This is a genomic window from Skermanella sp. TT6 (assembly GCF_016653635.2).
GTDB lineage: Bacteria > Pseudomonadota > Alphaproteobacteria > Azospirillales > Azospirillaceae > Skermanella > Skermanella cutis.
Window position 1 is genome coordinate 5,871,128 of the sequence record NZ_CP067420.1, and the last position, 21,526, is coordinate 5,892,653.

At 69.1% G+C, this 21,526-nt stretch carries 15 protein-coding genes; 7 read left to right on the top strand and 8 right to left on the bottom strand.

The features are described 5' to 3' along the window. Nucleotides 1-8 precede the first annotated feature (8 nt). A complete protein-coding gene (locus IGS68_RS27460) occupies nt 9-1,250 on the bottom strand; it encodes a porin (protein WP_201076149.1) in 1,242 nt (413 codons plus the stop codon). Nucleotides 1,251-1,482: 232 nt separating this feature from the next. After that, nucleotides 1,483-2,577 (bottom strand): porin, encoded by a 1,095-nt coding sequence (locus tag IGS68_RS27465; protein WP_201076151.1) that lies wholly within the window; start codon nt 2,575-2,577, stop codon nt 1,483-1,485. Between the two features lie 154 nt (nt 2,578-2,731). On the opposite strand from IGS68_RS27465, the gene IGS68_RS27470 reads away from it, so the two are divergent. From IGS68_RS27470 to holA, 5 genes are all read left to right on the top strand, one after another. After that, nucleotides 2,732-3,031 (top strand): GIY-YIG nuclease family protein, encoded by a 300-nt coding sequence (locus IGS68_RS27470; protein ID WP_201076153.1) that lies wholly within the window; start codon nt 2,732-2,734, stop codon nt 3,029-3,031. Nucleotides 3,032-3,741: 710 nt separating this feature from the next. After that, entirely contained in the window at nt 3,742-4,989 is a 1,248-nt protein-coding gene (gene ltrA / locus IGS68_RS27475) for a group II intron reverse transcriptase/maturase (RefSeq protein WP_201071267.1), read from the top strand. A 390-nt stretch (nt 4,990-5,379) separates the two neighbouring features. Further along, nucleotides 5,380-5,994: a DUF3576 domain-containing protein gene (locus IGS68_RS27480; RefSeq protein ID WP_247881100.1), complete on the top strand. Its 615-nt coding sequence runs from the start codon at nt 5,380-5,382 to the stop codon at nt 5,992-5,994. Nucleotides 5,995-6,128: 134 nt separating this feature from the next. After that, complete coding sequence (gene leuS, locus IGS68_RS27485; RefSeq protein ID WP_201076157.1) at nt 6,129-8,693, top strand: leucine--tRNA ligase; 2,565 nt, start codon at nt 6,129-6,131, stop codon at nt 8,691-8,693. Nucleotides 8,694-8,721: 28 nt separating this feature from the next. Continuing rightward, nucleotides 8,722-9,753 carry a DNA polymerase III subunit delta gene (gene holA, locus IGS68_RS27490; protein WP_201076158.1) on the top strand — a complete coding sequence of 344 codons (1,032 nt, stop codon included), beginning with the start codon at nt 8,722-8,724 and terminating at the stop codon, nt 9,751-9,753. Between the two features lie 247 nt (nt 9,754-10,000). Here the strand turns inward: holA and IGS68_RS27495 are convergent, their stop codons facing one another. Continuing rightward, nucleotides 10,001-11,821, bottom strand: a complete 1,821-nt coding sequence (locus IGS68_RS27495; protein WP_201076159.1) for an ABCB family ABC transporter ATP-binding protein/permease — start codon at nt 11,819-11,821, stop codon at nt 10,001-10,003. An 8-nt stretch (nt 11,822-11,829) separates the two neighbouring features. Continuing rightward, complete coding sequence (locus IGS68_RS27500; RefSeq protein WP_201076161.1) at nt 11,830-14,427, bottom strand: response regulator; 2,598 nt, start codon at nt 14,425-14,427, stop codon at nt 11,830-11,832. Between the two features lie 239 nt (nt 14,428-14,666). Between IGS68_RS27500 and IGS68_RS27505 the strand changes: the two genes are divergently transcribed. Continuing rightward, nucleotides 14,667-14,912 carry a hypothetical protein gene (locus IGS68_RS27505; RefSeq protein ID WP_201076163.1) on the top strand — a complete coding sequence of 82 codons (246 nt, stop codon included), beginning with the start codon at nt 14,667-14,669 and terminating at the stop codon, nt 14,910-14,912. A 117-nt stretch (nt 14,913-15,029) separates the two neighbouring features. Here the strand turns inward: IGS68_RS27505 and IGS68_RS27510 are convergent, their stop codons facing one another. The 4 genes from IGS68_RS27510 to IGS68_RS27525 all read right to left on the bottom strand — a co-directional run bounded on the left by IGS68_RS27510 (nt 15,030) and on the right by IGS68_RS27525 (nt 20,514). Next, the gene (locus tag IGS68_RS27510; protein ID WP_201076165.1) at nt 15,030-15,647 is read right to left on the bottom strand and encodes a pyroglutamyl-peptidase I; all 618 of its coding nucleotides are present in this window, start codon (nt 15,645-15,647) and stop codon (nt 15,030-15,032) included. 18 nt (nt 15,648-15,665) lie between these two features. Continuing rightward, nucleotides 15,666-16,664, bottom strand: a complete 999-nt coding sequence (gene trpS, locus IGS68_RS27515) for a tryptophan--tRNA ligase (protein WP_201076167.1) — start codon at nt 16,662-16,664, stop codon at nt 15,666-15,668. Nucleotides 16,665-16,739: 75 nt separating this feature from the next. Then, nucleotides 16,740-18,305: a murein biosynthesis integral membrane protein MurJ gene (murJ, locus tag IGS68_RS27520; RefSeq protein ID WP_201076169.1), complete on the bottom strand. Its 1,566-nt coding sequence runs from the start codon at nt 18,303-18,305 to the stop codon at nt 16,740-16,742. Nucleotides 18,306-18,351: 46 nt separating this feature from the next. Beyond that, entirely contained in the window at nt 18,352-20,514 is a 2,163-nt protein-coding gene (locus tag IGS68_RS27525; protein ID WP_201076171.1) for a DUF2961 domain-containing protein, read from the bottom strand. A gap of 91 nt (nt 20,515-20,605) precedes the next feature. Between IGS68_RS27525 and IGS68_RS27530 the strand changes: the two genes are divergently transcribed. Beyond that, nucleotides 20,606-21,523, top strand: coding sequence for a sulfite exporter TauE/SafE family protein (locus IGS68_RS27530; protein WP_201076173.1), 918 nt, complete (start codon nt 20,606-20,608; stop codon nt 21,521-21,523). The last annotated feature ends 3 nt before the right edge of the window (nt 21,524-21,526 follow it).

Sequence of the window (21,526 nt, forward strand, 5' to 3'; positions counted from 1 at the left end):
GGCGGTTCTTAGAAGTTCAGGCGGGTGCTGACGACCCAGACGTAGCCGTCGGTGCTGACCTTGTTGGCGGCGGCCGTCGCGGCGGCGCTCGTCTTCAGGTCCTCTTCGAGGTACAGCAGGTCGGACTGGATCAGGAAGCCCGGCGCCAGGACATAGGTGCCGCTGATGCCGTAGAGCTCGTAGCTGTCGGCGTAGGTGCCGGGAGCGCGCTTGTAGCCCTCGGAGTCCGAGTAGAAGAGGCCGACGGTGGCCGGACCGGTGGTATAGGTAGCGCCGACGTTCCAGGCGTGCTGGTCGCCGCTATTGGTGCCGACCGGAACGTTGAAGTCATCGGCGTCGATGTAGCTGCCGCCGAACTTGAAGCCGGCATATCCGACTTGGGCGCCGAGCTGCCAAGCCGTGAAGTTCTTCAGGGCGGGGTTTGTGGTAGTGGTCGTTACCGCTGGAAGGTTCACAGGTACCTCAACTCCGTTCACCACAGCCGTTCCGGTCCTCGCGGGAGTCGTAGTCGACGTGAAGGTATTTCCCTTGCCATTGCCGCTGGTGCCGGTGGCGGAGGCGGAGACTGACACGCCGTCGAAGGTGTTGACGTAGTTGATGCCGAACTCCAGGAAGTCGGAGTAGTCCCGCGAGTTCTTGGTGGTAATGACGTTCTGAGCTTCGTCGCCGTTCTCCGGCGCGTAGCTGAAGCCTGCCTGGAAGCCCATGAAGCGCGGGGTCAGGTACATGATCTTGGTCGCGTCGCCGCTGTCCGGCGCCTTGATGGCGGCGCCCCACGGCGTGCGGCCCAGCTCGAAGGTGCCGGTCTTGCCGGCGAAGGAGACGCCGGTGACGGCGAGGAAGTCAATGCCGTCGCCGTCGAGGGCTTCCACGCCGGTCAGCGGGGCGAAGATCGCCAGGGTGTCGGCGGCGCCGTCGAAGTCGCCCAGTTCCAGCCGACCCCAGGAGCCGCCGAGATAGACCGACGCCTCGTCGGTGCCGACACCCGTGGTGCCGGCGGTCGGAACGCCGTTCTGCAACTCGATCTTGGCACCGTACAGCAGGCCGTTGTCGGCCTTGCCGTCGGCACGAACCACGATTTCGGTCTCGAGCTGGAACTCGCGGTCGGTGCCGTTGATCAGGCTGTTGTCGTAGATGGCCGCGAAGAATTCGGTGTAGCCGCCCAGGGTGACCTTGATCTGGGCGTTGGCGGCGGAAGCGAAGCCGGCGACGGCGGCGAGCGCGGTGGTGGCGAGGAGGATGTTCCTCATTGTTTTGACTCCCTCTGGAAACCTTTGAACTACCCAATCTTTCGGGGATGCGATTTTGGATAATCCTTTATGGGTAATCCTTGCAATCCGCTATTACCATCGGCCGTGTAGAAGCGCCCACACTGTGGCGCATTCAACACACGCCGTTTCAGGCCGCCGGCAAAGAAGAACGGCGGCATCCGGGGATGCCGCCGTTCCTGCTTTCGCTGAACCTGTATGGTTGCCGCCGGGATCAGAAGTCCAGGCGGGTGCCGACTACGAAGACGTAGCCGTCGTTGCTGCCCTTGACCGTGGCTCCGCGGGTGCCGGTCAGGACGTCGTCCTCGAAGAAGGTGACTTCGGTCTCCAGGATCATGCCGGGGGCGAGGGCATAGGTGGCACCCACGCTGAAGGCCTGATAGTCGTCGCTGTAGTCGGTCGAACCGCCGTACGCCCCGGTATAGCCTTCGGCATTCAGGTAGCTGGCGGCGACGGCGACGGGGCCGACGGTGTAGCTGGCGCCCACGTGCCATGCGGTCTGGTCGTCGTCGATGGCGCCCGTGGTCGGCAGCAGGAAGTCGCCCGCATCGACGTAGCCGCCGCCGAAGGCGAAGCCGCCGAAGGTGAACTGGGCGCCCAGGTTCCAGGCGGTGAAGTCCTCGACCCCGCTGTTCGTGCCGCTGGACGCGGTGGTCAGGGTGGCGCCGAGCGCCACGCCGAAGCCCCCGAACTCGCCCGTATAGTTGACGCCGAACTCGCCGACGTCCTTGTAGGTGCTGAGCGTCTTGAGCGGGACGACGCGCTGCGCCTCGTCACCGGCTTCCGGCGTGTAGCTGGCACCGGCCTGGAAGCCCGCGATGCGCGGGGTCAGGTACATGATCTTGGTCGAGTCGCCGCTGTTCGGGATATGCATGCCGAAGTTCGGCTGGCCGCCCGCGAAGTCGACATAGTCGCCGTCGATCTGCTCGACGCCGACCACGGGGGCATAGATCTTCAGGGTGTCGGCGGCGCCGTCGAAGTCGCCCAGTTCCAGCCGACCCCAGGTGCCGCCCAGGTAAACCGACGCCTCGTCGGTGCCGACGCCGGTGCCGGGGTTGGGCGTGCTGTTCTGCAACTCGATCTTGGCGCCGTACAGCAGGCCGTTGTCGGCCTTGCCGTCCGCCCGGACGACGATCTCGGTCTCGAGCTGGAACTCCCGGCTGGTGCGATCGGACCCGGTGTCGTCGTCGAAGGTCGCGGCGAAGAACTCGGTGTAGCCGCCAAGGGTGACGGTGACCTGCGCCTGGGCCTGCGCGGCGAACGCGCAGACGGCTGCGGTGGCGGTCGTGGCGAGAAGGAGCTTGCGCATCGGTTTTCCCCGTAATGACTTCTGGTCTATCGACCGTTCGGCCTATTGTTGTGATTTTCGGGGTATGAGTCGCAAATGCTTTCTATCGCGCTGCGGTAGACAACCTGAGACCGTAACAATTTTGCCACTTATGTGGTAATCAGAACGATGGGGAATGTTCGTGGAACTCGGCGGCTGGGTATACATGCTGGCGAACCGGCCTGAGGGTACTTTGTATGTCGGCGTCACTGCCGATCTTGCCCGGCGCGCCTACGAGCACCGTGAACGCACGTCGGATGGTTTCACGAAACGCTACAACATCCAGCGTCTGGTCTGGATCGAGCGGCACGACGACATCGGTAGGGCAATCCAGCGCGAGAAGAACATCAAGCATTGGCCGCGGGCCTGGAAAGTCGCGCTGATCGTCGCCGCGAATCCGGAGTGGAGGGACCTGTACGAGGACTTGATGAAGTGACGGGCGCTTTCCCCACTCCGCCACTGCCCCGCGTCTCTCTCCGCCACTGCCTCCGCTCCCCCTCCCGCTACGGCGCACCCGCTTCCCTCTTCCGTCATGACCGGGCTTGACCCGGTCATCGTCCGGCATGCAGGCGCCTCGCTGCCGCCAGCGGGAGATAGCCGGGTCAAGCCCGGCTATGAGTGCGTCCGTGAGGACGTTTTGTCAGTGTGGTGCAAGTCCGCACCGAAGGAGGTCACGACTTCGAAGCCGAAGGTAACTGCGTCGCCGCGAAGCGGGGTGGGGAGCAACCTGAGGCGAACCGGCGGTCCGTAGGATGACGAACCCGTTTCGGCGGGGTGGCTCGGCGAGCCTGCTCATTCATGGCGAAGCCTGGAACCGACCGTCGGCGCTGAGGTGACTGGGAAAGCGACCGGCGGGACCACCACGTGGGTGGGGGCGGAATGTCGGGACGGCAAGGCGGAGTAAGCGGAGAGACCTGCCGGCGCGGGTGACGGCGGCAGGAGTCAGAGCCTTCATATTACCGCGATGGCGCGGGACCGCCGGAGGGCGGTCGCCGGCGCCGGAGAGGGACGGATAGCAAAACCGGCCCGAGGGAAGGGAGGCAGGAAGTGGAACGGGGAAGGACGGGGATGACGCAAGGAACAGTTCCGGGAGTGCCGGTAACGGCTAAACAAGGGACGGAAGCCCAGGCTCGGGATTGGAGCTGGGTGGAAGCGTCGATCTGGACCGGCCCCATGGTGTCGGCGCTGGGCAACGGCGTCAAAGGAGGCAAATGGTACAGCCTGATCGACAAAGCGATCCGGCCGGCGACCCTGGAGTGCGCGTGGCGGCGTGTCGCGCGTAACAAGGGGGCGGCGGGCGTGGACGGGCAGAGCATCGCCCGGTTCACGCTCCAGGCGGATCGGTACCTGCGGGAATTGCACGAGGACCTGAACAGCGGCAGCTACCGGCCAAGCCCGGTCCGGCGCGTGGAGATCCCGAAGGGGGACGGCAAAACCCGCCCCCTGGGCATCCCCACGGTCAAGGACCGGATCGTCCAGACGGCTCTCAAGCTGACGATCGAGCCCATCCTCGAAGCCCGGTTCCGGGACGGCAGCTACGGCTTCCGCCCCGGCCGCGGCTGCAAGGATGCCTTGCGCGCGGTCGACCGGGCGCTCAAGGACGGATACGCCTGGGTGGTGGACGCCGACCTGGAACGGTACTTCGACACGATCCCGCGCCGGGACCTCATGGCCCGGCTCGGCGACCTGATCAGCGACGGGCGCGTCCTGGAGTTGATCGACAGCTTCCTCCAGCAGGACATCATGACGGAAACGGCACGATGGACACCGGTCGCGGGAGCTCCGCAAGGGGCGGTGATCTCACCGATCCTGAGCAACTTGTACCTGCACCCGCTGGACGAGCTGATGGAAGCCGAAGGCTACCGCATGATCCGCTACGCGGACGACTTCGTCGTCCTGTGCCGGGACGAGGCGCAGGCCCGCGCGGCCCTGGCCCGGGTGCAAGCCTGGGTGGCCGACAACGGCCTGACGCTCCATCCCGACAAGACGCACGTCGGAGACTGCCGGCAACCCGGCCAGGGCTTCGACTTCCTCGGCTACCGCTTCGAGGCGGGACGCCGATACGTGCGGGACAAGAGCCTGAAGGCGTTCAAGGACAAGATCCGGGCCCGCACCGGCCGCAGCCGGGGCGTCAGCCTGGATCACGTCATCGCGGATCTCAATCCGGTGCTGCGGGGGTGGTTCGGCTACTTCAAACATGCTCGAGCCCGCCTCTTCACGCAACTGGACAAGTTCATCCGCAGACGCCTGAGGGCGATGCTGCGCAAGCAATCCCGACGCCCAGGCTTCGGGAAAAGCTATGCAGACCATCGGCAATGGACCAATGCCTACTTCGCGACCAGGGGACTGTTCACCCTCTCGACAGCCCTCAGGCAAGCGAGACACTCCCGATGAGGAAAGCCACGACTGGAGAGCCGTGTGCGGGAAAACCGCCCGCACGGTTCGGAGGGAGGGGAGGCAAAACCTTCCCTACCCCTATCGAATGGGGAGGAAAGGAAGCGGAAGGGAAGCGGGAGAGTCGGAGAGCGCACCGAGCCGCTTCCGCTCCCCTTTTCCATCATGACCGGGCAGGGGAAGGGAGGAGGGCATGAGGCCGGCGCGGACCCGCTCCCCCTTCCCAACAGGCCCCCGCTCCCCACATCCGTCATGACCGGGCTCGGCCCGACCATCGCCCGGCGAGCCGGAACGGGCGGAAGGGCCGCAGGCCGCCGGAGCATCCCGCTTGACCGATCGCTTGCGCTCGCACACGCCTTTGGTCTAATTTCCGGCGCCCGAACCGCAGAGATGTCAGACAAAATGGCCCGTTTTCCGCTTTCCACCGCCCGGACGCGCAACATCCCGGGGGCGCCGACCCGGCGCAAGTCGGCCGCAGCCCTGCTGGGCGTGCTCGGCGCAACGCTGCTGCTGAGCGGTTGCGGCGGCGTCCAGCCGGAAGCCAAGTTCCCCGATCCGGACGAGGACAAGCGGTACCGCTACGGCAGCCTGCTCGGCGGCGAGGGCGGCTTCACGCTGCTCGGCCCGCGCCGCGCCGAGTCGGGGCCGCAGGACGGCCAGGGCATCGGCGTCAACAGCTACCTGTGGCGCGCCTCGCTCGACACGCTGGCCTTCATGCCGATCGCCTCGGCCGATCCGTTCGGCGGCGTGATCCTGACCGACTGGTATTCCCCGCCGGAAACCCCGAACGAGCGGTTCAAGGTCAACCTCTACATCCTCGACCGGCAGCTCCGGGCCGATGGGGTGCGGGTCAGCGTCTTCCGCCAGCAGCGCGCCGGGACCGGACCCAACGGCGGCGAATGGCGGGACTCCGGCGTCAGCACCGAGACGGCGAGCCGGCTGGAGGACACCATCCTGACGCGCGCCCGCCAGATCCGGATCGCGCAGACCGCCGACAGCCGGTAGGCGTCCCGGCCGGCGGGTTTTTTCAGGGCTCCGGCGGGAACGATCGGCCGGGGCCGACGATAGTCGATAGTGCATTGGTTCGGTGATGCGTCGCCCGCCCTGCTTGGGCATCGGGGCGCGGTGAGGGATGGTTCATGTCGCGGTACAACTCCAAGGAAACGGAAGCGAAGTGGCAGGCGGTCTGGGACGAGCGGGGCAGTTTCGTCGCCCACGAGGACCCCGACCGGCCGAAATACTACGTGCTGGAGATGTTCCCGTACCCGTCGGGCCGGCTCCATGTCGGCCACGCCCGCAACTACGCCATCGGCGACATGGTGGCGCGCTACAAGCGGGCGCGCGGCTTCAACGTGCTCCATCCCATGGGCTGGGACGCCTTCGGCCTGCCGGCGGAGAACGCCGCGATCGCCAACAAGGTGCATCCCGCGACCTGGACCTACGAGAACATCGCGACCATGCGCGCCCAGCTCAAGACGCTGGGCCTGGCCTATGACTGGACGCGCGAGATCGCGACCTGCGCGCCCGAATATTACCGCCACGAACAGAAGATCTTCCTGGACTTCCTGAAGGCCGGCCTGGCCTACCGCAAGGAGAGCTGGGTCAACTGGGACCCGGTCGAGAACACCGTGCTCGCCAACGAGCAGGTGATCGACGGGCGCGGCTGGCGCTCCGGCGCGCCGGTCGAGAAGCGCAAGCTCAGCCAGTGGTTCCTGAAGATCACCCGGTACGCCGACGAGCTGCTCGACGCCATCGGCACGCTGGACCGCTGGCCGGACAAGGTCCGGACCATGCAGGAGAAGTGGATCGGCAAGTCCTCCGGCCTGCGCTTCACCTTCGACCTGGCGGACGATCCGGAGAAGATAGAGGTCTTCACCACCCGGCCCGACACGCTGTTCGGCGCCAGCTTCGTCGCGGTGTCGCCCAACCATCCGCTGGCGGCCCGGCTGGCGGCGTCCAATCCCGGCCTCGCCGCCTTCATCGCGGAATGCAACCGCATCGGCACCAGCGAGGCGGCGATCGAGACGGCGGAGAAGCTGGGCTTCGACACCGGGCTGAAGGCGATCCATCCCTTCGTCGAGGGCCGGACCGTGCCGGTCCACGTCGCCAATTTCGTGCTGATGGAATACGGCACGGGCGCCATCTTCGGCTGCCCCGCCCACGACCAGCGCGACCTGGACTTCGCCCGCAAGTACGGCCTGCCCGTGCTGCCCGTGGTCGTCCCCGACGGTGCCGACCCGGCCGCGTTCGAGGTCGGGACCGAGGCCTATGTCGGCCCCGGCCATCTGGCCAATTCCGCCTTCCTGGACGGGATGGAGGTCGAGGCCGCCAAGCGCGCCGTGATCGAGCGCATGGAAGCGGCCGGCAAGGGCGAGGGCACCACCATCTACCGCCTGCGCGACTGGGGCGTCAGCCGCCAGCGCTACTGGGGCTGCCCGATCCCGGTGATCCACTGCGACAAGTGCGGCATCGTCCCGGTCCCGGAACGGGATTTGCCGGTGGAGCTGCCGACCGACGTCAGCTTCGACCAGCCGGGCAACCCGCTGGACCATCACCCGACCTGGAAGCACACGGTCTGCCCGTCCTGCGGCGGCGAGGCCCGGCGGGAGACCGACACCTTCGACACCTTCTTCGAAAGCTCCTGGTACTTCGCGCGCTTCTGCTCGCCGCACGACACGACGGCCGCGTTCGAGCGGGGGGCGGCGGACTACTGGCTGCCGGTCGACCAGTATATCGGCGGCGTCGAGCATGCGGTGCTCCACCTGCTCTATTCCCGCTTCTTCACCCGCGCCCTGAAGGACTGCGGCTATCTCGCCGTGGCCGAGCCCTTCGAGGGGCTGATGACCCAGGGCATGGTGACCCACGCGACCTACCGCGACGCCTCCGGCCAGTGGCTCTATCCGGAGGAGGTCGAGCAGCGGGACGGCCTGACCGTCAAGCGCGGCACCGGCGAGGCGGTGGAGGCCGGCCGGCTCGAGAAGATGAGCAAGTCGAAGAAGAACGTCGTCGGCCTGGAGCACATCATCGACAATTACGGCGCGGACACCATGCGGCTGCTGCTGCTGTCCGACAGCCCGCCGGAACGCGACCTGGAATGGACCGAGTCGGGCATCGACGGCGCCTGGCGCTACGTCGCCCGCGTCTGGCGCCTGATCACCGAGCCGGTGGTGCCCCTGGCCCCGGCCGGCGCTCCCGCCCCGGCGGAGATTTCCGGCAAGGGGCAGGCGGTCCGCCGGATCGTCCACAAGACCATCGACGGCTTCGGCGACGACGTCGAGAAGTTCCGCTTCAACAAGGCCGTCGCCCGGGTCCGCGAACTGACCAACGCGCTGGCCGAGCTGGACGGCAAGGGCGCCGGCGAGGACTGGGTGCTGCGGGAAGGTTACGAGACGCTGGTCAAGCTGATCGGCCCGATGATGCCGCACCTGGGCGAGGAGCTGTGGCAGGGGCTGGGCCATTCGACCCTGCTGACCGATTCGCCCTGGCCCGAGGCCGACCCCGCCCTGGTGGTGGACGAGAGCGTCGTGGTCGCGGTGCAGGTCAACGGCAAGCTGCGCGCCCAGATCCCGCTGCCGCGCGACGCCGCCGAGGACGCCGCGCGCGAGGCGGCGCTGGCCGACGCCAACGTGCAGCGGGCCATGGACGGCAAGCCGGTCCGTAAGCTGGTCTACGTGCCCAACCGCATCGTCAATGTGGTGGTGTGACCCGGCGGCCGATCGGATGGTGTAGGCGATGAAGATACCGGCCGGCCGGATCGAGGGGTTCGTCCGCCGCCCCGACCCCAACGTCCGGGCGGTGCTGTTCTACGGCCCCGACGGCGGGCTGGTGCGCGAACGGGCCGACACCGTCTCGCGCGGCGTGGTCGAGGACCAGCACGACCCGTTCCGCGTGGTGGACATGCTCGGCTCCGCCATCGCGAAGGACCCGGCGCGGTTGGCCGACGAGGTGGCCGCCCTGTCCCTGACCGGCGGCAGGCGCCTGATCCGCATCCGCGACGCCGACGACGGCGTGACCGGCGCCTTCGCCTCCCTGTTCGAGTCGCTGCCCGGCGGCGACAGCATGGTGGTGGTCGAGGCCGGCGACCTGTCCAAGGGGTCGAAGCTGCGGGCATTGTTCGAGAACGCCCCGGCCGGCGCCCCGATCCCCTGCTACGTGGAGGACGAGGCGGCGCTGGCCGACACCATCGCCGGCATGCTGGCGGCGCACAAGCTGACGGTCAGCGCCGACGCCCGCGACTTCCTGGCGGCCAACCTGGTGGGCGACCGGCTGATCGCGCGGGGCGAGATCGAGAAGCTGGTGACCTACATGGGCGGGGATGCCCGCCGGGTCGAGCTGGAGGACGCCCAGGCCTGCATCGGCGACAGCGGCGCGCTGGAGATGGACGCGCCCTCCTGGGCCGCCGGGGACGGCGACTTCGCCGGGGTGGACCGCGCGCTGCGCCGCCTGTTCGCGGAGGGCATGAGCCCGGTGCCGATCCTCCGCTCCGCCCAGCGGCATTTCCAGCGGCTCCAGCTGGTCGTGGCCCAGGTGGAGAAGGGCGACTCGGTGGAGCGCGCCGTCGCCACCCTGCGCCCGCCGCTGTTCTTCAAGGTCAAGAACCAGTTCACCGGACAGGTCCGGCGCTGGACCCCGGCGGCGCTCCGCCAGGGCCTGGACCGCCTGACCGACGCCGAAGCCGACTGCAAGCGCACCAACATGCCCGACGAGACCATCTGCGCCCGCGCCTTCTTCCAGCTCGCCGTCCTGGCCCGCAGCCGCCGCTGAGCGATGACCGATGGTGATCCACGGCGGGCCGGACAAGCGAGAATTTTCCATTTCATCATGACCGGACTTGATCCGGTCATCCACGCGCGAACTCCTTCACGCCGGTTTGCGCGTGGATGCGCGGGTCAAGCCCGCGCATGAAGTACATGAAGTATATGAAGTATAAGAAGTATAAGAAGTAGAAAGAGACGCCACCCGGGCGGCATCGCTGCCCATCGCCGTTATCTGTGGCAAAAAACCCCAAGCCTCACTCCGCCGCGTCGCGGTCGGCCTGCTGGCGCGCCCACAGCGCCGCGTAAGCGCCGTCCCGCGCCAGCAGGGCGGCATGGGTGCCGCGTTCCACCGCCCGGCCGTCCTCCAGCACCAGGATCTCGTCGGCATGGACCACGGTGGATAGCCGGTGGGCGATCACGACCGTGGTGGTGCCGCGGCTGACCTCGCGCAGGCTCTGCTGGATCGCCAGCTCCGTGTGGCTGTCCAGCGCGGAAGTCGCCTCGTCGAACAGGAACAGGCGGGGCCGCTTCAGGATCGCGCGGGCGATGGCGACCCGCTGCTTCTCGCCGCCGGACAGCTTCAGCCCGCGCTCGCCGACCAGGCTGTCGTAGCCGTCGGGCAGGCCGGCGACGAAGTCGTGGATCCGGGCCAGGCGGGCGGCCCGCTCGACCTCCGCGCGCGAGGCTCCCGGCCGGCCGAACGCGATGTTGTACAAAATGGTGTCGTTGAACAGCACCGTGTCCTGGGGAACCACGGCGATGGCGGCGCGCAGGCTCGCTTGGGTCACTGACGATATGTCGGCGCCGTCGAACAGGATGCGGCCCGACGTCGGGTCGTAGAACCGGAACAGCAGGCGCCCGATCGTCGATTTCCCGGCGCCGCTCGGCCCCACGATCGCCAGCGTCCCGCCCGGCGGCAGCTCGAACGAGACGTCCCTCAGCACCGGCCGGCGCGGGTCGTAGGCGAAGCCGACCCGCTCGAACCGCAGCCGGCCGGGACCGGCGGGCAGGGGAACGGCGTCCGGCGCGTCGGCCACCTCGGCGGGCTGGTTCAGCAGCTCCAGCATCTGTTCCACGTCGGTCAGCGACTGCTTGATCGAGCGGTAGAGCTGGCCCAGCCGGTCGAGCGGGCGGATCAGCTGGAGCAGGTAGGTGTTGACCAGCACGAAGTCGCCGACCGTCATGGCCCCGGCCGCCACCTCGGACGCCGCCAGCAGGATCATCGCGGTCAGCCCGGCCCCCAGGATCGAGACCTGGAGGATTCCGGTCAGGCTGCGCCACAGCATGGCGTTGACGGTCAGCCGCTCGACCTCGCGAAGCGCCCCCTCGTAGCGTCCGGCGATATGCTCCTCGTTGCCGAAATACTTGACCGTCTCATAGTTCAGCAGGCTGTCCACCGCCTTGCCGTGGGCCTCGGCGCCTTCCGCGACCGCCTTGCGCTGGCGGCGGCGCAGCCATTCCGACCCGATCACCAGGCAGACCCCGTAGAGCGCCAGGGTCGCCACGGTGATCCCGGCGAAGGCCGCGCCGAACGACCCGAGCAGCACCGCGCAGATGATCGCGATCTCGGCGAACAGCGGCAGGATCAGGAAGACCACGTCGAACAGCAGCTCGCGGATGCCGCGCATGCCGTTGTCGAGCACCCGGCTGATCTGGCCGGTGCGCCGGCCCAGGTGGAAGCGCAGGCTCAACTCGTGGACATGGCGGAACACGGCCAAGCCCATGTGGCGCTGCATCCGCTGCTCGATCGGTCCGTACAGCGCCCAGCGCAGCTCGTTGAACACCTTGGCGAGCCACTGCATGGCGCCGTAGGCCAGCAGCAGGGCGACCGGCACCGCCGCCAGCTCCGTCCCCGCCGGGACCGAGATCCTGTCCACCGCGCGGGCGAACAGGATCGGCACCGTCGCGTTGAGCGCCGCCGTCAGGCACAGCAGCGTCATCGACACCGCCAGCCGGACCCGCAGCCCGCGGTCGTCGCGCGGCCACAGGAACGGCAGCATCAGCCTGAAGACCCGGCGGTCCACGGACGGCAACGCCGGGGCGTCGGAAGGGCGCTCGTTCAGGATGCGCGGCATGGCCCCGCTCAGGCCGGCTTCGCCAGCGACTGGAACGCCTTGCGGATGCCGTTGCGGGTATAGGGCTTGGGCAGGAACACCGCGTCCAGCCCCGCTTCCCCCCGGCCGTCCCGGACGGTGCCGCCGTAGCCCGAGGCGACGATGACCCGCAGGCCGGGATCGCCCTCCATCGCCTCGCGGGCGAGCTCCAGGCCGGACCGTCCCGGCAGGCCGACATCGGTGAACAGCACGTCGATCCCGCCGCCCTCCAGCACGCGCAGGGCGGCATCGGCGTCCGACACGGCCGTGACGGTATGCCCCAGGGCCTCCAGCATGTCCGCGGTGGAGGCCTGGATGATCCCGTCGTCCTCCACCAGCAGCACGCGCAGCCCCTGCGGCGGCTCGTCCGGCCGGGCAGCCGTCGGCGGCAGCGCCAGCGGAACCGGGCGCGCGGCCTGCCGCTGCCGCTGGTTGGCCAGCAGGTGGCGGATCCGGCGCGCCAGGTCCTCCCGCCGGTAGGGCTTGCTCAGGAGCTGCACGCCGGGATCGAGCCGGCCGCCGTGGACGATGGCGTTCTCGGTGTAGCCCGAGGTGAAGAGGACGGCCAGGTCGGGCAGCGTCTCGCGCGCCTGCCGCGCCAGGTCCGGGCTCCGCAGCGGGCCGGGCATCACCACGTCGGTGAACAGCAGGTCGACCAGCACGCCGCTGCGGATGACGGCCAGGGCGCTCTGCGCGTCGGCCGCCTGGAGCACCCGGTAGCCCAGGCCCGCCAGGATCTCCACCGTGGCCGCGCGCACCTGGGGATCGTCCTCGACCACCAGCACGGTCTCGGTGCCGCCCGCCACCGGACCGCCGCGCAGTTCCGGCGCCGGTTCCTCCGCGGCCTGGCGGGACCGCGGCAGGTAGATCTTCACGGTCGTGCCGTGCCCGACCTCGCTGTAGAGCTTGACATGGCCGCCGGACTGCTTGACGAAGCCGTGGACCATGGCCAGGCCCATCCCGGTGCCCTTGCCTTCCGGCTTGGTCGTGAAGAAGGGCTCGAACGCCCGTTCCATCACGTCCGGGGACATGCCGCAGCCGGTGTCCGACACCGCCAGCATGACGTACTGGCCCGCCGTGACCTCCGGATGCTGGAGCGCGTAGAGGTCGTCCAGCATCGCGTTCCCGGCTTCCAGCGTCAGCCGCCCGGTGCCGTCCATCGCGTCGCGGGCGTTGATCGCCAGGTTCAGGATCACGTTCTCGACCTGGTTGGGATCGGCCAGCATGCTCCACAGCCCGCCGGCGATCACCGTCTCCACCTCGATCCCGTCGCCCAGCGCCCGGCGCAGCAGGTCGTCCATGCCGCGCAGCAGGCGGCCCAGGCTGACCGGACGCGGCTCCAGCGGCTGCCGGCGGGCGAAGGCGAGCAGCTGGGACGCCAGCCGGGCGCCGCGCTGGACGGCGCCCATCGCCGAATCCAGCCGGCGCGCGGTGGAGGCGGGATCGCCGCCTCGATTGCCTATGAACTCGTGCTGCAGCAGGTCCAGGTTGCTGCCGATCACCTGGAGCAGGTTGTTGAAATCATGGGCCACGCCGCCGGTCAGCTTGCCGATCGCCTCCAGCCGCTGGGCTTGGCGAAGCGCCGCCTCGGCCTGGACGCGCTCGGCCTCGCTCTTCTCCAGCGCCAGGGTGCGCTCCCGCACCAGCGCCTCCAGGTCGGTCTGGTACCGCATCAGCTCGTCCCGGGCCCGCTTGCGGTCGGTCACGTCGTGGCCCTGGACGAAGATGGCCGAAACGGAGCCGTCCGGCTTCAGGACCGGCTGGTAGACGAAATCCACGAACAGCTCGGTAGCCGTCGCATCGGGGTCCGGCTGGACCAGCAGGCGCATGTCGCGGCCGACGAACGCCTGGCCGGTCGCGTGGACATGGTCCAGCAGCTCGTAGAAGCCCTGGCCCTCCACGTCCGGAAGCGCCTCGCGCACCGGCTTGCCGAGGATGTCGCGGCGGCCGACCAGCCTGTAATAGGCGTCGTTGGCGAGGTCGAACACATGGTCCGGACCGCTGATGACCGCGATGAAGCCGGGCGCCTGGGTGAACAGCCTGTGCAGCCGGTCGAGCTCGGCGTCCAGGGTCAGGTTGGTCCTCTGGACGGCCTGGGCGCGGCGCATCAGGTCGCTTTCCAGCTGCTCGCGCGGTCCCGGCGGCACGTCGCCGCCGTCGCCCAGGGCGACCGCCTCCTTCAGGCGATGCAGTTCGGTGACGTCCACCGTGTGCTGCAGGATCAGGCCCACGCCGCCCAGATGGTTGAGCAGGGGCGTGTGGGTGGCGCTCCAGAAACGCTCCTCCATCACGGTCCCCTCGGGCGTGGTCCGGGCGATGGCGTAGGGGATGACCGCGATCGCGTCCACCTGCCGCGTCCGCAGCACCCGATCGAACGAGGCCCGGAGCTGCGCCTCGTTGTCGCCTCCGGGGAAGGCGTCGAACATGTTGCGTCCGACGATCTGCTCGCGGGTGCGCCCGGTGACGTTCAGATAGGCGCCGTTGCAGCCGAGGATGGTGAGGTTGCGGTCAAGCAGGACATAGGGATTGGGAGAAGCCTCGAACAGCGACCTGTAGACGGCCGGGTCGGACAGGTCCAAGGTCGGCACTATCGAAGCTCCATTATTCAATCACCGGTATAAATAGCGATGGCGCACTTTTCAGCGACGGCGCCAAAACCTAGCTCGTTACGCCGAGATTGCAACCTCAACCAATTGGCTGAGAACGATGGTGTCGAGACGTGGCGGGAGCCGGGTTTACTATTCCCTCATTCATATGAGGATTGCCTATCGACATACTATGGAGTGATTTTCATACTTTCTCGGGTGGTATTCTCGCGGGAGGGATGATGGACCAGGAAGCAAAGGATCTTCTGACGGCTTTGCTCGGCAAGCTCGTGGGCATTGAAAGCCAAGTAGATGAACTGCGCCGCGAGGCGGCCGAAATCAAGGCCGGTATCGCCCGGTGGGAACGCGACGGGAGCGTAATCAGGGAGACGTTGGAAACGACCAATCAGCAGTTGCTCGGCAGGATCGAGCAATTGACCTATCACTACGAGCGGCTGGTTGGTGTCCGACCGATCGCGGCGGAATGACGTCTATCCTCGCGCAAGTTGTTGCGTAGGTCGGCCTTCGCCCGCAGGGCGAACGCCGACACCGGGCGCCGACGCTCATGCATGTTGTCGGCGTCGTCCCTTCGGGCCGAGGCCGACCTACGCGATGCCGGCCTTCAACATTACCCCCAGGGTATCCAGCAGGATGACCGCCGCCCGCTCCTGGGCGTCGAGGTCCATCCCGGTCCGGCCCGCCTCGCCTGCCACCTGCCCGGGCAGCGGCGGCAGGTGGACGAAACCCATCGGCATCGCCGATCCACGCCGCTCGATGCCGTGCCTGACGCCGTAGAACAGGTGGTTGCAGACATAGCCGCCCGCGTGCCCGCTCCCTATTACGGGAAGGCCGGCCGCCTCCAGCGCCGCGATCATCGAGTCCACCGGCAGCGACGACCAGTACCCCACCGGCCCGTCCTCCGCGATGCGCAGGCCGTTCCGGACCACGCCCGCATTGTCCGGCGCCGCCGCCTCGTCCAGGTTGAGCGCCACCCGCTCCAGCCGGATCCGGTCGGTGCAGCGGGCAAGGCCGAAGGCGATGGCGGCGTCCGGCCGGTGCCGCTCCAGCAGGGCTTCGAACCGCGCGACGCTGGTGCCGTACTCGACCGGCAGCACGGCGGCCACGACCCCGTCCCTGCCGGACAGCCGGTCCATCAGCAGGGCGGAGGGGTTCAGGTCATTGGGGCCGAACCGCTCGAAGCCGGTCACCAGGATGCGGGTCATGACGCTCCGCGGCTGTGATCAGGGGCGCAGCAGGCCGATGATGTCCTTGATGTCCGCCAGGTTGGCCGACGCGATCGCGTTCGCCTTGTCGGCGCCCCGGCGCAGGATGCGGTCGATCTCGCCGACGTCCGACATCAGCCGGTTCATCTCCGTGCTGATCGGCGCCAGCTTGTCCACCGCCAGATCGACCAGCGCGCCCTTGAAGCCGCTGAACTGCTGCCCGGCGAACCGGTCCAGGGTGTCCTGGCGGGAGGTGCCGGCCAGGGCCGAGTAGATCGTCACCAGGTTGTCCGCCTCGGCCCGCTTCTCCAGGTCCTCGACGCTCTCCGGCAGGGGGTCCGGATCGGTCTTGGCCTTGCGCACCTTCAGCGCGATGGTGTCGGCGTCGTCGGTCAGGTTGATGCGCGAATAGTCGGACTCGTCCGACTTGCTCATCTTCTTGGTGCCGTCGCGCAGCGACATGACGCGGGTCGCCTCGCCCAGGATCTGCGGCTCGGGCAGCGGGAAGAAGTCCTTGTCGTAATGGCGGTTGAAGGCGCCGGCGATGTCCCGCGCCAGCTCCAGGTGCTGCTTCTGGTCCTCGCCGACCGGCACGTGGGTCGCCTTGTAGACCAGGATGTCCGCCGCCATCAGCACGGGATAGGCATAGAGGCCCAGCGCCGCGTTCTCCCGGTGCTTGCCGGCCTTCTCCTTGAACTGGGTCATCCGGTTCAGCCAGCCCATCGGGGTGTGGCACGACAGGATCCAGGACAGCTCGGAATGGGCCGCGACCGCCGCCTGGTTGAAGATGATGCAGCGCTCCGGATCGATGCCGGCGGCGATGTAGGCGGCCGTGACCTCCCGGGTGTTGCCCAGCAGCACGGCGGGGTCCTGCGGCAGCGTCAGGGCATGCAGGTCGACGATGCAGAAGATGCTCTCGAACTGGTCCTGCAAGGAGACCCAGTTGCGCAGCGCGCCCAGGTAATTGCCCAGATGCAATTGGCGGGTCGGCTGCATGCCCGAGAAGATGCGGTTCACTGGTCGTCTCCACTACCCTGAAAGCTCAAGCCCCGTGCTGGGCGCCGGCTGTTATCTCCCCTGGCGCCGGGCCGGTCAAGCCGCGCCCGACCCGCCGGGAGCCCGCTTCAGCAGAATGCCGATCTCGCCCAGCCGCATGCCGCCGATGCCGTGGGCGACCGCGAAATAGACCGCGGCGCCGATGCCGACCAGCGCCGCGAGCGCGGTCGCCCGGACGACCGACGGCCCGGCGAGCCACGGCTCCAGCATCCAGGCCGCGCCGACCAGGGCGGCGCCCATGGACAGGCCGGCGAAGAGCAGGCGCGGGGCCCGGCCGCGCAGGCGGGCGTCGATGTCGAAATGACCCCGGCGGTGCAGCATCCAGCCCAGCAGTCCCGCGTTCAGCCAGGCGGTCGCGCCGGTGGCGAGCGCGATGCCGACATGGCCCAGGACGCCGATCAGCGCCAGCCCCAGCGCCGCGTTGGCGACCGCCACGACGATCGCGGCCCGGACCGGCGCCGACGTGTCGTGACGGGCGAAGAAGGCGGCGTTCAGCACCTTCACGATCACGTAGGCCGGGATGCCGATCGCATAGGCCGCCAGCGCCCAGGCGGTCGCCGCGGTCTCCTCCGGGCCGAAGGCGCCGCGCTCGAACAGGACATGGATGATCGGGTGGGCCACGGCCACCAGGGCGATCGCCGCAGGCAGCCCCAGCGCCAGGGCGAATTCCAGCGCACGGCTCAGGAAATGCCGGACCGCGTCGTGGTCGCGGGCCACGACGTGGCGCGACAGCACCGGCAGCAGCGCCGTCCCGATCGCGATGCCGATGACGCCCAGCGGCAGCTGGTTCAGCCGGTCGGCGTAATAGAGGAACGATACCGCCCCGGAGGGGAGCAGCGAGGCCAGCACGATGTCGACGAACAGGTTGATCTGCATCACCCCGGTGCCGATCGCCCCCGGCGCCATCAGGACGAACAGCCGCCTGACCCGCGGCGTCAGGCGCGGCCGGGGCAGGCGCAGGCTGATTCCCGCGGCATGGCAGGACGCCGCCAGCCAGACCAGCTGGACGACGCCGGCCAGCGTCACCGCCTGCGACATGGCGTACCCGGCCGACACGCCGGTCCCGCGCGCCAGCAGCAGCGCCGCGATCAGGGTCAGGTTGAAGGCGATCGGCGCCGCGGCGAACGGCCCGAAGCGCTCCAGCGAGTTCAGCACCCCGCCCAGCAGGGCCACCAGCGAGACCAGCAGCAGGTACGGGAAGGTCATGCGGGCATAATCGACCGCCAGCGCGAACTTGGCCGGCTCGTCCGCGAAGCCGGGCGCCAGCCCCTGCATCAGCCACGGCATCAGCGCCACCATGACGAGCACGAAGGGCAGCAGCACCGTCAGCATCACGGCCAGCGCCTCCTCCGCGAAGGCCTGCGCCGCGGCCCGGCCCTTGCGCTCCAGCTCGGCCGAGAAGATCGGCACGAAGGAGACGGAGAAGGCGCCCTCCGCGAACAGCCGGCGGAAGAAGTTGGGCAGCTTCAACGCCACGAAGAAGGCGTCGGCGACCGGCCCCGCCCCCAGCACGGCGGCGGTCAGGATGTCGCGGGCGAACCCCGCCACCCGGCTGAGCATGGTCAATCCGCCGACGGTGGCGATGGCGCGCGCGAAACTCATGATGGGGAGGGTCTAGCCGAGATGCCGGCCGCTGGGAAGGGCGCCGTCAGCGTCCCGGGTCGAAAGCCGGCTCCACCCAGCACCAGGCCTCGTACCCGATTTCCGACCAGGCCGACTCCGGGACGGGCATGCCCGGCAGCAGCGGCCGGCCGACCGGCTCGTACGCGACCCGGACGCGGATCGAGGAGCGGCCCCGGGTAAGGTGCAGCGGCAGCAGGAACTCGTCCTCGGCCAGCCGGCGGCCGGCGGTCACCACCACGGGGGCCGGCGGGTCCAGCTCGCCCGGCGGGAAGCTGTGGTAGACCGTGTCCGACCCGGCGAGGTGCCAGGTGCCGGCCGGCTCCCAGACCGGCTCGGCGGCGGCGCCGTCGGCCACGAAGACCGCCGCGCGCTGGTCGGGCATGCCGTAGTCCAGCGTGCGGCGGAGCATCACCCCGTGGTTGTCCGGCAGGATGCCCAGCGTGAACTCCGACGTTCCCTTCGTGTAGCGGACCGTCCGCGTCTCCTGGCCGGGATCGGGAACCCCCCTGCGGCGCGAGGTCAGCGCGCGGGGCGCCGAGGCGTCGGGCGATCGGTAGCCGTGGTCCCGCTCGGACGCCGGGTCGCCGATCTCCAGCGCGTCGGTCCGGGCCAGCGAGGCGGCGGGCAGCCCGTACCAGTAGGTCACGGTCCGGTAACGCTCGGCCATGTCGTTGGTCCCGCCATGCTCCAGCTGGATGCGGGCGTTCCGGCCGAAGGGGAACAGGTCGGCCAGCAGGAACCGGTAGGCGGAATGGACCAGGTCGGCGGGCGCCTTGGCCTCGGCGGGGGTCGGGGCGCCCGTGGGATGGCCGGCAAAGGGCAGCGTCATGGTCCGCCCGCCCCAGTAATCGCCCCCGCCGCCCCATTCCTCGGTGCCGGTGCCATGGCCCTGCGGGTTCTTCGCGTCGTCGAAGAAGAAGCGCGGGTCGCCCTCCAGCGTCCGGAGCTCGGCCCGGTCGGTGAAGGTGAACGAGGTGCCGACGAACGAGCCCGACCAGTCCCGGCTGCCCTCGATCCCGCGCGTATCGAGCAGCACATGGTCCCGGCCCGGCTCGCCGCCGCCATGGTCCCGGTAGGTGGCGTGGAAATACCCGACCGCCGACGGGCGGTCGCGGAACGGCTCGTGGCGCAGTTCCGCCGCCAGCTCCACCGGCGCCGCCAGGCCGGCGGGCGGCACCAGCTCCACCACCGCCCCGCGGAAGAACGGCATCGGGAAATAGCAGTCCAGGTGTACCCGGTCGCCGTCGTAGCGGATGGCCGAGGGGAACGCCTTGACCAGGTATTCCGAGTCGTCGCGGTTGTAGAGCAGCCCCGCCCCGAAGAACAGCGCCAGCGGCGCGTCCACCGACGGCTCCGCCCTGCCATCCCAGGTTATCCTCAGCCGGGCATCGGACAGCTCGAGCGCGCGGTCGCGCGGCACGGTCAGCTTGAGCGCCCGGACCATGGCCGGTCCGTCCAGCCGGAACAGGGTCAGCGGCTTGCCGGGATCGAGCGCCGCCCGCTCCGAAACAGCCGTCCCCGGCGGGGCGATGTCGGTGCCGGACCGCCCGATCAGGTCGAGCACCGACGGGTCCGGCCGCGTCCGCAGGTCGAACGGCGGGGGCCGGGAGGACAGGGCCGTCCCCTCGGCGAAGCGGTGATGGATGAAATAGCCCGTGCCGTAGTGGGTCCGCCCGTAGGCCAGGCGCAGCGACCGCTCGAACGGGACCGGCACCCAGTTGAGGTCGGCGCCCCGGGTGGTCGGCCAGGACCAGGCCAGCGGCGGCGGCAGCGCCTCGACCGGCTGGAAGGTGGAGCCGGGAGTCGGCGATTCCGGCCCGTCGGTGCTGGTCTCCCGCACCACATGGTCGGTGCCGTCCACCTCGTAGTGCCACGGGCTGCCGTGCCAGTGGTTCGTCCGCACGAAATAGAGGATTCCGGGACCCGGCACGTCGAGCGCGACATTGAAGTCCGGCCGCTCGCCGTACAGGAAGTGGGAGGCGTCGGCGGTGCGGTTGCCGCCCTCGCGGTCGAAGGTGGAATCCATGTAGGCCCGGACGCCGATCCGCTGATAGGGCCACCGGTCCCACAGCGTATAGGCATCCAGCCCGGCCGGCACCGGGGGCGGCCACTCCGCGGCCGTTGCGCGGCCGCCGGCGGCCGCCAGCATGCAGGACAGGGCGGCGGCGATCGCGATGCGTCGTTCCATGGCTTCCTCCCCGGACCGGACCCCGAAAGCTCTTTGCCGGCCCCGTCCGTAAGGTTAAGGTACCGGCCCGTCCTCCGGTACCCCGCCGACCATGCAAGTCTATCTTCCCATTGCAGAAATGTCCGTCAACGGGCTGCTCGTCCTGACCATGGGGGGAGTCGTCGGTTTCCTGTCCGGCATGTTCGGGGTCGGCGGCGGGTTCCTGATGACCCCGCTGCTGATCTTCATCGGCGTCCCGCCGGCGATCGCGGTCGGGACCCAGGCGAACCAGCTGGTCGCCGCCAGCGTCTCCGGCGTGCTCGCCCACTGGCGGCGCAAGAACGTGGACGTCAAGATGGGGCTGGTCATGCTGGTCGGCGGGGCCTTCGGCACCGCGCTGGGCGTCTGGATCTTCGGCATCCTCCAGGAGCTGGGCCAGATCGACCTGGTGATCGCGCTGTCCTACGTGCTGTTCCTGGGCGTGATCGGCGGGCTGATGCTGATCGAGAGCGTGGGCGCGCTGCTGCGCGGGCGCAAGGCCGCCGTCCGGCGCAAGCTGCACAAGCACACCTGGCTGCACGGGCTGCCGTTCAAGATGCGCTTCCACCGCTCGCGCCTGTTCATCAGCGCGCTGCTGCCCGGCGGCATCGGCTTCGTCGGCGGGCTGCTGGTGGCGATCATGGGCATCGGCGGCGGCTTCCTGCTGGTGCCCGCCATGATCTACCTGCTCGGCATGCCGACCGCCATGGTGGCCGGCACCTCGCTGTTCCAGATCATCTTCACCACCGCCATCGCCACCTTCCTCCAGGCGGCGGCCAACAACACGGTGGACGTGATGCTGGCCCTGCTGCTCCTGGTCGGCGGCGTGATCGGCGCCCAGTTCGGCACCAAGGCCAGCGGCTACCTGCGCGGCGAGCAGGCGCGGGCGCTGCTGGCGCTGCTGGTCGTCGCCGTGGCCCTGCGGCTCGCCTTCGACCTTGTCGTGCCGCCGCCCAATCTCTACTCCATCACGGTCCCGGTGGACCGGTGAGGC

Bases quoted from the DNA above. Each gene is read 5' to 3' on its own strand.
- IGS68_RS27460 (WP_201076149.1), bottom strand. From the start codon at position 1,250: ATGAGGAACATCCTCCTCGCCACCACCGCGCTCGCCGCCGTCGCCGGC.
- IGS68_RS27525 (WP_201076171.1), bottom strand. From the start codon at position 20,514: ATGGAACGACGCATCGCGATCGCCGCCGCCCTGTCCTGCATGCTGGCG.
- IGS68_RS27465 (WP_201076151.1), bottom strand. From the start codon at position 2,577: ATGCGCAAGCTCCTTCTCGCCACGACCGCCACCGCAGCCGTCTGCGCG.
- holA (WP_201076158.1), top strand. From the start codon at position 8,722: ATGAAGATACCGGCCGGCCGGATCGAGGGGTTCGTCCGCCGCCCCGAC.
- IGS68_RS27505 (WP_201076163.1), top strand. From the start codon at position 14,667: ATGGACCAGGAAGCAAAGGATCTTCTGACGGCTTTGCTCGGCAAGCTC.
- IGS68_RS27470 (WP_201076153.1), top strand. From the start codon at position 2,732: ATGTTCGTGGAACTCGGCGGCTGGGTATACATGCTGGCGAACCGGCCT.
- murJ (WP_201076169.1), bottom strand. From the start codon at position 18,305: ATGAGTTTCGCGCGCGCCATCGCCACCGTCGGCGGATTGACCATGCTC.
- IGS68_RS27510 (WP_201076165.1), bottom strand. From the start codon at position 15,647: ATGACCCGCATCCTGGTGACCGGCTTCGAGCGGTTCGGCCCCAATGAC.
- IGS68_RS27480 (WP_247881100.1), top strand. From the start codon at position 5,380: ATGTCAGACAAAATGGCCCGTTTTCCGCTTTCCACCGCCCGGACGCGC.
- IGS68_RS27495 (WP_201076159.1), bottom strand. From the start codon at position 11,821: ATGCCGCGCATCCTGAACGAGCGCCCTTCCGACGCCCCGGCGTTGCCG.
- IGS68_RS27530 (WP_201076173.1), top strand. From the start codon at position 20,606: ATGCAAGTCTATCTTCCCATTGCAGAAATGTCCGTCAACGGGCTGCTC.
- leuS (WP_201076157.1), top strand. From the start codon at position 6,129: ATGTCGCGGTACAACTCCAAGGAAACGGAAGCGAAGTGGCAGGCGGTC.